The sequence below is a fragment of the Siminovitchia fortis genome, assembly GCF_007681465.1.
Taxonomy (GTDB): Bacteria; Bacillota; Bacilli; order Bacillales; family Bacillaceae_C; genus Siminovitchia; species Siminovitchia fortis.
Genome location: NZ_VEKZ01000083.1, coordinates 1 through 10,767 on the forward strand (window position 1 = coordinate 1; position 10,767 = coordinate 10,767).

The following is a 10,767-nucleotide window of genomic DNA, read 5'->3' on the forward strand; positions in this document are numbered from 1 at the left end:
AATTATAAGTCTATTATAACCTATTATTTTTGTTGGTGTTACTTATTCCGTGTAAGTTTTTTTTTGCTGCTAAAGTATAAAATTTGAAAAGTCTTCAATATAGACAATGATGTTATATGTCCAGCTCCGACGGACAGGAAGTCCTAGTGCCGACGACGTACAGGAAGTACTAGTGCAAGCGAAGCGACAGGATGTCGCGTACTGAGCCTGCCGACGCCACAGGACGTGGCGGTTCAAGTCGGCCAGGCGCCATTATCACAAGGATCAAGCCGCAAGGAAGCTTATTCAGGAAGAATGTGCTCCTGCGCCATAGCCTTTTCGAGGAAGCCTTGTTCAGCTCGTCGTAAAGCTGCACGAAGCCTCTCAGTGATGCTTTACACGGTGTGATTTAAATTAGCTGCTTTGCTGTGGTGGCTGAAGAACTGCCTCATCAAAATTCGCCTTGTGCTTGTCTCCTAAGGCTGCACGCCTTGCGCTTTTCTTAATTTGCCCTGGCGCCTTGGGATCGGATTAAATATACAGGCTCATTACATGTAATGGGTGAATAGGTTAACAAGGGAAAGAGCCCATAAGGGATAAATTTAGAAGCTTGGAGTGGAATGAATGAGTATCCCGCTGATCAGTTACAAAGAGTTTGAGGAAGATCCCTTTAAAGATTGGATACCTTCGGATGAAACAAAAGGCGCTGTAAAAGTTTTACAGTGGGCGTATGATTCCTACAAAGACTCTATTATTTATGCGTGCAGTTTTGGTGCAGAAGGCATTGTATTAATTGACCTCATTTCCAAAATCAAACCAAATGCACAAGTTGTCTTTTTGGATACCGGAGTACATTTTAAAGAAACGTATGAGCTGATTGATACAGTAAAGGAAAAATATCCTGATCTCCAGATTCAGTTGAAACAGCCTGCACTAACTTTAAAAGAGCAGAGCCAGCAATATGGTCCTGAACTATGGAAAAGCCAGCCGGATCTTTGTTGTTACATTCGAAAGGTGAAACCTTTGGAAGAAGTATTACACGGCGTTCCGGCCTGGATCTCCGGTCTGCGGAGGGAACAGTCCTTGAGTCGGAAGGATATAGATTTTGTAAACAAGGATGACCGGTTTCAGTCAATTAAGGTATGCCCTTTAATTTATTGGACTTGGGAAGATGTTTGGGCGTATATACGGCAAAATCATTTGCCTTATAATCCTTTACACGAAAAGGGATACCCGAGTATTGGCTGCGAACCGTGCACTTCACTTGTAACAGATGACCGGGATTTTAGAGCAGGAAGGTGGGCCGGATTTCATAAAACAGAGTGCGGTCTCCATACTTCCGATAATAGGCAAAATTAACTTTTTCATGGTATAGGAAATTATAAAGCACTTAGGTTGTTGATAAATCATTATCTTTTTGTGCTACGTCCGGCTCCAGCGCCTATCGACTAGCAGACTTCACGCTTAATGTGCTCCTGCGGCGCAGGTTATTCGGAGAAGTATAGGCTCACCTCGTCGCAAAGCTGCACGACGCTAACTCGAGGAAGCATCACACGGGGCAATCTCAAGTAGTAGCTTTCCTACGATAAGTCAACATCGCTCCGCTCCGCTGCGCGTGTTTCCTTTATCTCGTCAGAAGCGCTCCAGTCTGTACGTCGATAAACAGGCGCTTGCGCCTTTGTTTTCAGGGAACCAAATATAAAACTCTGTTTATGCCCTCAAGTGTTGGAATAAGTGAAAAAGATGGAGGTTGAGCCAATGTCTGTAACGATACAAAAAGAAGAAAGCTCCATTTTGCCCCATGGAGGCGATTTAATTCAGAGAGAATTAGTTGGTTTGCAAAGAGAAGCTTATCTAAAAAAAGCTGATTCGTTAAAATCATTAAAGCTTGATGCTTGGGGGTTATCGGATTTAGAACTTATTGGCATTGGAGGATTCAGCCCTTTAAATGGATTCATGGGACAAAAGGATTACATCCATGTCATAGAAGAAATGCGTCTTGCCGATGGGACGCTTTGGAGTATTCCGATTACTCTCCACGTTTCCGGGGAAGAAGCAGATGAATATGAAATTGGCACCGACATTGCCCTTACCGGAGAGGACGATATTGTTTATGGTGTACTTCATTTACAGGAAAAATACAGCTATGACAAAGAAAAGGAAGCGAGACTTGTATTCGGGACGGTGGACCCCGCACATCCGGGTGTCAACAAGATATATGAAAAAGGTGAAGTGTATCTGGCAGGGCCAATCTATCTATTAAATCGTCCGAACCATACCCCTTTTGAAGAATTTTATTTAACACCAAGGGAGACACGGAACATGTTTGCTCATTTAGGATGGAAGACCATTGTTGGATTTCAAACAAGGAATCCTGTTCATCGTTCTCATGAATATATTCAAAAATGTGCCTTGGAGTCTGTCGATGGGCTATTGTTAAATCCACTGGTTGGTGAAACGAAGGCAGATGATATTCCAGCAGAGATCCGCATGGAAAGTTATCAAGTGGTTCTTCAACATTATTTTCCAACTGACCGTGCCAAACTGGTTATTTATCCGGCTGCAATGCGTTACGGCGGCCCCAGGGAAGCCATTTTACACGCCATAGTCCGTAAAAATTATGGATGCACGCATTTTATCGTTGGGCGTGATCACGCAGGTGTCGGTGATTATTATGGCACCTATGAAGCCCAAGAGTTAATTTCACAGTTTGAAGAAGAACTGGGAATTCAAATATTTAAATTTGAAAATGCCTTTTATTGCACGAAGTGTGAAAACATGGCCACCGCAAAAACATGTCCGCATGATGAAGAGTTTCGCGTCCTTTTAAGTGGAACAAAGGTAAGAGAAAAACTTCGGAATGGAGAAGATCTCCCAAAAGAGTTTTCCCGTCCCGAGGTTGCAGCCGTGCTTGTCAAAGGCTTAAAGCAAAAAGAATTAATATGATCCGGGTGCAATTGATGAAAAAGTTTTAGGAGGAAGCAAATGAGTACATCCCCCAATACCGTGGTGTGGCATGAATCGGCAGTGTCAAAGGAAGAAAGGCAAAAACGAAATGGCCACCAAAGCGCTGTACTATGGTTCACAGGCCTGTCGGGATCAGGAAAATCCACGTTATCCGCCTTGCTGGAGAAAGAGCTTTTTCAGTCGGGTGTCCACACTTATCGATTAGATGGAGATAATATTCGCCACGGTTTAAATAAAAACCTGGGCTTCAGTCCCGAGGATCGTACAGAAAACATCCGGCGAATAGGGGAAGTTTCAAAACTTATGATTGACGCAGGAATCATCACACTATCGGCATTTATTTCCCCATACCGTAAGGACCGCGATCAAGTGCGGTCCATATTGGAAGAGAACGAATTTATTGAAATCTATGTAAAATGCAGCTTGGAAGAATGTGAAAAGCGCGATCCGAAAGGTCTTTATAAAAAAGCGCGCGCAGGCAAAATTAAAGGATTTACAGGGATTGATGCTCCTTATGAAGAGCCTGAGGATCCGGAAATAACGATAAATACTGAACTGCTGTCATTAGAAGAGTCGGTTCAGCTCATTATTAAATATTTGAAGGATAAGAACTATATAGTTTAGCAGCAAAGATTTCAAACCCAATTTTTTATGAGGGAAGAGAAATATGAAAAAACTGATTGTTTTAGCTATTGTCGGTTTCCTTGCACAGCTTATAGACGGTGCGTTGGGAATGGCATATGGAATATCCTCAACGACTCTTTTATTAGCGTTTGGCATTGCCCCTGCGGTTGCCTCTGCCACCATACATCTGTCTGAAGTAGCTACGACTGCCGCTTCAGGAATAGCCCACTTTAAATTTGGAAATGTGGATAAAAGAATGTTGTATCGTCTTATTATCCCGGGTTCTATAGGGGCGTTTGCGGGCGCTTGCTTTTTAAGCCATTTGCCGGGCGAAATTGTGAGACCGTATATTTCAGCTTTTCTATTACTGTTAGGCTTCTACGTGGTTTTTCGATTCTTGTTTAAATTTAAGAACAGCGAGACAAAGGAAGCCAGAACAATATCTGTCAAACAGTCGATCCCATTGGGATTAATTGCAGGTTTTGCCGATGCAACCGGCGGCGGGGGCTGGGGTCCGATTGCCACACCCGTTCTTCTTTCAAAAAAAGGGATGACGGCCCGGAAAGTAGTTGGAACGGTTGACACAAGTGAATTTGCAATCGCTGTTTCGGCCACTCTCGGATTTCTGATTTCATTGGGATGGGGAAAGATCAACTTTCTTTGGGTTGGCGCTCTTGTTATGGGAGGCATTATTGCAGCACCCATCGCGGCATGGTTAGTTCGAAAAGTGCCTGCGCAATTAATGGGTATTTTGGTTGGGGGATTTATTATCCTCATCAATGCACGAACGATGTTAAATTTCTGGGTAATAAATGAATCGTATACGGCTCCCATTTATGGAACCATTTTACTGGGATGGGCAATCGCTGTTTTTGCCGGTGTACGCAAAATGAAGGCAGACAAAATAAATAAGAAGGAAAGAAGAGCATTGATCAGTAATATAGGGAGAAATTGATGAAAATTTCTTCCGATGACAAATCTCAAAGTATTCACCTATACTTTGGCCTCCAGATTCTGGTAGGGGGCATTTTTTTATGTCTGTATTATGGAGAAAAGGGGATGGTCTTACTGCTTTATTAGATTTGATATTTTCAAATTGAATGGTGTATACCGCTACTGTTAAAGTGTACGGGAATGATAGCGAAAAATCTCAAATAAAAAATCACCTAACTGTTGACAATTATTTGAAAAGGATGATAATATTCAAGAACACTAAATACTTTTTCAGTAAAATATTGGTTACCCAAAGTTTTCCAGGGAGGCACGGATCATGCTTTTTCGCACATTGAACGCCCAATCCAATTTTATATATAATCCAAGCCTGGTTCACTGCATCAATTGATTGTCAACCTGATAAAAGGCATGGATGAAACTTCTATACCCAATTTTAGCTGCATACTCTTTTAGGGTATGCGTTTTTTGTTGTTAAATATATTGAAAAAGTTCCAAAAAGGAGTAGATGGTCATGTCCAAAATTCAAAAAAGAATGTTATGCGAGGAAAAGCTGCTTGACAGCGGGTAGCCACTTTTACAACCTATGAAAGAAGGTTTGATCCATGTTTGATGTTTTGGAGAAGTTGGGATGGTTTTTTGGCCGGTATTGGCAGCAATATACGGTAGCCGTTGGCTTATTGATCATTGCCAATGCGCTGGAAGTTGTTCCGCCGTATTTGCTAGGCAATATCATAGATATTATAACCGCCGGTGAAATGACAAAGGCCGTATTAGGCCAATATATGCTCATTTTTGCCGTCATCATTGTCGGAGGTTATATTTTAAATTTTATTTGGGAATATCGCTTATTTGAAGGGGCCATCAATCTCGAAAAGTTGATGCGGCGGAAGTTAATGCTTCATTTTTTAAAAATGACGCCGACCTTTTATGAAAAAAATCGTACGGGCGATTTAATGGCGCGTGCGACGAATGATTTGAATGCTGTTTCATTGACGGCAGGCTTTGGCATTATGATACTCATCGACTCGACTTTATACATGGGCGCCATCATTTTTGCCATGGGCTTTATGATCTCATGGAAACTGACTTTATTCGCTATGCTGCCTGTGCCGATTATGGCAGTGCTGATCCAATATTTTGGCAGGCTTGTGCATGAACGTTATATGAAAGCGCAGGATGCGTTTGGCGAGATGAACGACAGTGTTTTGGAATCAGTGGCAGGAGTGCGCGTCATTCGGGCATATGTGCAAGAGAAGGAAGATGAAGCAAGGTTTGCCGACATGAGTGAAACCGTCTACAAAAAAAACATGGAAACAGCCAAAATAAACGCTTTATTCGGACCGATAACGAAATTCGGAACAGGAATCAGCTATGTCATCTCGCTTGGATACGGTGCATTTTTAGTATCAAATGGGGAAATGACGGTGGGACAGCTTATCACATTCAACGTATATTTAGGGCTTGCTGTATGGCCTATTTTCGCCATTGGCGAATTGATTAATGTCATGCAGCAGGGAAATGCATCACTGGACCGGGTACTGCAAACCCTTGGCTATAAAGCGGATGTTCAAAATAGTAAAAAAACGATAGAGCTTAAAAAGCCGAATGCGCTCGATTTTAAAAATCTGGAGTTTCAATATCCAACGAGCCGGGTGAAAAATTTACAGGAAATTTCTTTGTCTCTGGGAAGAGGAGAAACACTGGGGATTGTCGGAAAAACAGGGGCAGGAAAAACGACATTTCTAAGGCAATTATTGCGCGAATATCCGCTTGAAAAAGGGCAATTAACGATTGATGGGGTTGAAATAACTTCGCAGCCAAAGGAACAGATCCTTGATTGGATCGGGTATGTACCACAGGATCATGTGTTATTTTCCCGTACTATTCGGGAAAATATTTTATTCGGCAAGGAAGATGCAACGGAGGCTGACTTGAGGAAAGCCATCCGCCTTGCCTCCTTTGAAAAGGATTTGAAAAATCTCCCAATGGGACTCGAAACACTTGTGGGTGAAAAAGGGGTTTCCTTATCAGGGGGACAAAAGCAGCGAGTGTCCATTGCACGTGCGCTCATTAAAGATCCTGAAATACTCATTCTCGATGATTCCCTGTCAGCCGTTGATGCAAATACAGAAGCCAGTATTATCAAAAACATTCAAAATGAAAGAAATGGCAAGACAACCATCATTACGACACATCGTTTATCGAGTGTACAGCACGCAAACCAAATTATCGTCCTCGACGAAGGACGGATCATCGAGCAGGGAACACATGAGGAGCTCATTCAACAAAACGGCTGGTATAAAGAACAATTTGACCGCCAGCAGCTGGAGGTGGACGGCGGCTCATGAGCACGGGTAAACGATTGACAGAATATGCCATGTATTTTAAACGGCCCATTTTTCTCGGATTATTTTTCTTAACCGGGGCAGTTTTTACAGAACTTTCGGGCCCGTTTATTGCCAAACATATTATAGATGAGCATATGGAATTGGGAAAAATTGAAGCAGGGCCGATTGCCTGGCTGCTTTGTTTGTTTTTAATGTTAGCGATAGCCACAGCCATCTTGCGTTATTTCATGTTTATCTATTTGCAGATAGGAGCGAACCGGGTTGTACAAAAGCTGCGTCAAGACATATTTGGCCATATTCAAACTTTGCCTATCCAGCATTTTGATCATCTTCCGGCTGGAAAAATTGTCGCGCGCGTGACAAATGATACGGAGGCGGTGAGAAATTTATATGTCCAGGTACTTTCCAATATTGCGACAGGTCTTATAACGGTAGCCGGTGTGTACGTGGCGCTGTTCATTTTAAACTGGAAAATGGCGATGATTGCACTCGGCTTGCTTCCACTCGTCTATATTTGGATGATTTTGTATAGAAAATATGCTGCGGAATACAACGCTGTGATTCGCACCAAAATCGCTGATCTCAATGCCCTGATTAATGAATCTATTCAGGGCATGCCCATCATTCAAGCCTTTCGGCGCGAAAAGCAAATGACGAAAGAATTCGATGAGATGAATGAAGAGCATTATACGTATCAGCGAAAATTGTTGTTCCTGGATTCGGCTACTTCCTTTAATTTGGTGAGTACGATTCGCTTGATGATGTTTGCCATTTTCATCCTTTACTTTGGAACCAAATCGATTTCGGGATCGGCAATCGTAACTGCGGGTACTTTATATGCGTTTGTCGATTATTTGACGAAATTATTCAACCCGATAACGACGATCGTCAATCAGTTTTCACAGCTTGAGCGCTCGCTTGCCGCCGGGAGCCGAGTGTTTGAAGTGTTGGATATAAGTGGGGAAAAGGTGTCGGAGGAAACAATGCCAAGATACAAAGGGCATGTTTTTTTCGACGATGTCTCTTTTGCATACAAGGACAACGAATATGTTTTGAAAAATATTACCTTCGAAGCGAAACAAAGCGAAACCGTGGCGTTGGTAGGACATACGGGTTCCGGAAAAAGCTCGATTATGAATTTATTATTCCGCTTCTATGATCCAACGAAAGGAAAGATATTTATAGACGGGGTAGACATAACATCCGTGCCGAGACAGGCGATACGCCAGCACATGGGCATTGTTTTACAAGACCCATATTTATTTACCGGGACTGTTTTCTCCAATATCAGTTTAAACAACCCAAGAATTACACGGGAAAAAGCAGAAGAAGCGTTGAAAGCGGTTGGGGGAGAACGCGTACTCAATCTCAAAAAAGGCATGGATGAGCCGGTTGTTGAAAAAGGCAGCACCCTTTCTTCCGGCCAGCGCCAGTTGATCTCATTTGCGCGGGCGCTTGCTTTTGATCCCGCGATATTAATATTGGATGAGGCAACATCCAATATTGATACAGAAACCGAGGAAATCATCCAGCATGCGATGGATGTCCTGAAGAAGGGGCGTACAACATTCATCATTGCCCACCGTCTGTCTACCATAAAAAATGCCGACCGCATCCTCGTATTGGAACGGGGTGTGATCAAAGAGCAGGGAACTCATGATGAATTATTGGCGCATGGCGGCATATACAGGCAAATGTATCAAATGCAGGCCGGGTCGCTTAATAGAAAAATAAGCGTGTGAACAGACAAATTATTATGCTGTCCTTGCAATAAGTTGATGAAGGAGAACAGCCATTTTGAGCGAATATATACTAATACCATAATGCAAAGGGATGAGGAAAAACATACCGTACGTTTATAATTTTAGAAGTCAATTTTTTCTGAGGAGACAGCCCCATGAAAACTTCTGTGCCGTGCCCTCAATGTGAGGTTCCTATTACGCTTGATGACTTTGAAGCCTTTTCTACGCCGTTTACAATGAAATGCCCGCACTGCAGGGTAAAACTAAAAGAAACAAGGGTCACCCCTTTCTTGCTGCTGATCTGTGCACTGATGATACCTCTGATCATTATTTTCTTTTGTGTCCTGTATCCTGTTGTTGCTCTATATGAACGTTTTAACGGACTGGTTATGTTTAATAAAGGAAATCTTCATTTGAAGCATTCGTACAACGAATTTTGGAAATGGTTTATCAAACATTCGGACGATTATTTTCACTTGAATGAAGAAAATCTGGATGCCGTGTTTCCGACCATCGAAAAACAGCTTTTAAAAATAAATCCTGCCCTGACTTTCGAGTTCAGCGCCGATCTAATTGATGGAAAACGGGAATTCATTATTAGTGCCGATGGAAATCTCGATGCATTTCCAGCTGTAGAAAAACTTGTACTGGCTGCACCAGTAATGGAAAATTTCAAAGTTGTTGCATTCCGTCAAAGAGAGGAAACTTCTGATATTCAGATTGGCGACGTCCATTTAAAACCTGAAAATATGTTTTTTACCTATACAAGGCTCGATGGATTATTGGATTTAGAGATATTTTTAAAAGACGCCGACCCTAACGATGATGACTGCCTGACTGCCGCTTTTATTTTGCTGGATTCAATAGTCGGTGAATATGACCTTGCTGTCAAAGTTGGCGACATAGAATTTCGACCATATGAAGAAAGCATATTTCTTAAGCCAATTTCCGAGCTCCCTGGTTTAATTGGTCAAATTAATGAAAAAAGTTCTCCTGTGTAGGGTAGTGACCCCTAAAAGTTAGAGTTTTATATTAAGCAGTCTGTTGGCTGGTATGGAGACGGCACTAAACCGGACTCATGCTAGCCAATTTCTGTTTGATGCGTTTAGTTAGTTGTAGTAAAAGACAAATTCGGTGTATATCTCCTTGCCATTGGTTTCATAGGTGTACCGACTTCACTTTGATCATTATTTGTTTTTGGCAATGTGGTGGGGTTAATGCGGGAGTTATGTATTTGATGAAACTAATTTTTTCTATTCATTACTTATTACAATACTAATTTTTCTTATCCAAGTAACTGGCGCACTTATGGAATAGGTAGTGTGCCTTTTCTTTAATCAGACCAGATTGTTGAATAGCGCAGGAGGTTTTTAAGAAAACCATGGAGGGATAAAAAGATGAAGCAAACAATAAGAGCAAGGATGTTGGGCATTTATGATTTGTTTTTGGCGACAGGCGCAATTTGGATAGGAGTTCAAATGGTGAAGTCAAATAGTGGGATCTTTGCCGAGGAATATCCTGATAGTTGGGCATCCAGGATGCTTACAGGCTCATAGGAAGCACCTAAGTTTGTTCCATAATAGGCATAATTCAACGTTATAAGCTCTTGAATGGCGCAGCAAACATTTTAAGATGTACCCACACATCCGCTTTGGCGGGCAAGGTGGCTAGGGGGCTTTTGGCAGTCCCGGTAAGAATTAAGCTGGTTTAAGGGCCGGCCTAAACTTACAGAATCTCGTTACTTTAGTGACGAGTAGTTCAAACATATACATCCTGAATTATTTAAAGGAGAATAAAAATGGTCAATTTAAGAGAAACAAAAACAGAAATTCAATATATTGTAAATGAAAATACAAGAAAAACAGATTCAGAGAAAGCATCTGCATCGTTTATGAATAGGGAAGTAGTTGAAAAGGTAAGAAATTTTCATAAAAGCTTTCCAGAATATAAAGTAACCCCTCTTCACAGCTTGGATAAGTTATCTAAACAATTTGGAGTTAGTAATATTTGGGTTAAAGATGAATCTTATCGATTTGGACTTAATGCGTTTAAAGTATTAGGTGGTTCCTACGCTATAGGTAAATATCTAGCGTAAGCGTCAAATAATCCCCACCTGTTTTCAGATGGGGATTTGATTTATGCTTTATTTAGAT

General features: G+C 41.7%; 9 protein-coding genes. All 9 read left to right on the forward strand.

Annotated elements, in window-relative coordinates:
• Positions 1 to 603 precede the first annotated feature (603 nt).
• The 9 genes from FS666_RS17910 to FS666_RS17945 all read left to right on the forward strand — a co-directional run bounded on the left by FS666_RS17910 (position 604) and on the right by FS666_RS17945 (position 10,709).
• The gene (locus tag FS666_RS17910; RefSeq protein ID WP_144463637.1) at positions 604 to 1,338 is read left to right on the forward strand and encodes a phosphoadenylyl-sulfate reductase; all 735 of its coding nucleotides are present in this window, start codon (positions 604 to 606) and stop codon (positions 1,336 to 1,338) included.
• A gap of 399 nt (positions 1,339 to 1,737) precedes the next feature.
• Entirely contained in the window at positions 1,738 to 2,925 is a 1,188-nt protein-coding gene (sat, locus tag FS666_RS17915) for a sulfate adenylyltransferase (RefSeq protein ID WP_144463636.1), read from the forward strand.
• Positions 2,926 to 2,964: 39 nt separating this feature from the next.
• On the forward strand, positions 2,965 to 3,570 hold the full coding sequence (cysC, locus tag FS666_RS17920) for an adenylyl-sulfate kinase (RefSeq protein WP_144463635.1): 606 nt from the start codon (positions 2,965 to 2,967) through the stop codon (positions 3,568 to 3,570).
• Positions 3,571 to 3,613: 43 nt separating this feature from the next.
• On the forward strand, positions 3,614 to 4,525 hold the full coding sequence (locus tag FS666_RS17925) for a sulfite exporter TauE/SafE family protein (RefSeq protein ID WP_144463634.1): 912 nt from the start codon (positions 3,614 to 3,616) through the stop codon (positions 4,523 to 4,525).
• 601 nt (positions 4,526 to 5,126) lie between these two features.
• Entirely contained in the window at positions 5,127 to 6,872 is a 1,746-nt protein-coding gene (locus FS666_RS17930) for an ABC transporter ATP-binding protein (RefSeq protein WP_144463633.1), read from the forward strand.
• The gene (locus tag FS666_RS17935; protein WP_144463632.1) at positions 6,869 to 8,614 is read left to right on the forward strand and encodes an ABC transporter ATP-binding protein; all 1,746 of its coding nucleotides are present in this window, start codon (positions 6,869 to 6,871) and stop codon (positions 8,612 to 8,614) included. The genes FS666_RS17930 and FS666_RS17935 overlap by 4 nt, the downstream gene beginning before the upstream one ends.
• A 155-nt stretch (positions 8,615 to 8,769) precedes the next feature.
• Positions 8,770 to 9,615 (forward strand): YcnL family membrane protein, encoded by an 846-nt coding sequence (locus tag FS666_RS17940; RefSeq protein WP_244943954.1) that lies wholly within the window; start codon positions 8,770 to 8,772, stop codon positions 9,613 to 9,615.
• 396 nt (positions 9,616 to 10,011) lie between these two features.
• Positions 10,012 to 10,170, forward strand: coding sequence for a hypothetical protein (locus tag FS666_RS19945; protein ID WP_164876235.1), 159 nt, complete (start codon positions 10,012 to 10,014; stop codon positions 10,168 to 10,170).
• 242 nt (positions 10,171 to 10,412) lie between these two features.
• The gene (locus tag FS666_RS17945; protein ID WP_222119379.1) at positions 10,413 to 10,709 is read left to right on the forward strand and encodes a PALP domain-containing protein; all 297 of its coding nucleotides are present in this window, start codon (positions 10,413 to 10,415) and stop codon (positions 10,707 to 10,709) included.
• Positions 10,710 to 10,767: the final 58 nt, after the last annotated feature.

Bases quoted from the DNA above. Each gene is read 5' to 3' on its own strand.
- FS666_RS17940 (WP_244943954.1), top strand. From the start codon at position 8,770: ATGAAAACTTCTGTGCCGTGCCCTCAATGTGAGGTTCCTATTACGCTT.
- FS666_RS17910 (WP_144463637.1), top strand. From the start codon at position 604: ATGAGTATCCCGCTGATCAGTTACAAAGAGTTTGAGGAAGATCCCTTT.
- FS666_RS17925 (WP_144463634.1), top strand. From the start codon at position 3,614: ATGAAAAAACTGATTGTTTTAGCTATTGTCGGTTTCCTTGCACAGCTT.
- FS666_RS17935 (WP_144463632.1), top strand. From the start codon at position 6,869: ATGAGCACGGGTAAACGATTGACAGAATATGCCATGTATTTTAAACGG.
- FS666_RS19945 (WP_164876235.1), top strand. From the start codon at position 10,012: ATGAAGCAAACAATAAGAGCAAGGATGTTGGGCATTTATGATTTGTTT.
- FS666_RS17930 (WP_144463633.1), top strand. From the start codon at position 5,127: ATGTTTGATGTTTTGGAGAAGTTGGGATGGTTTTTTGGCCGGTATTGG.
- sat (WP_144463636.1), top strand. From the start codon at position 1,738: ATGTCTGTAACGATACAAAAAGAAGAAAGCTCCATTTTGCCCCATGGA.
- cysC (WP_144463635.1), top strand. From the start codon at position 2,965: ATGAGTACATCCCCCAATACCGTGGTGTGGCATGAATCGGCAGTGTCA.
- FS666_RS17945 (WP_222119379.1), top strand. From the start codon at position 10,413: ATGGTCAATTTAAGAGAAACAAAAACAGAAATTCAATATATTGTAAAT.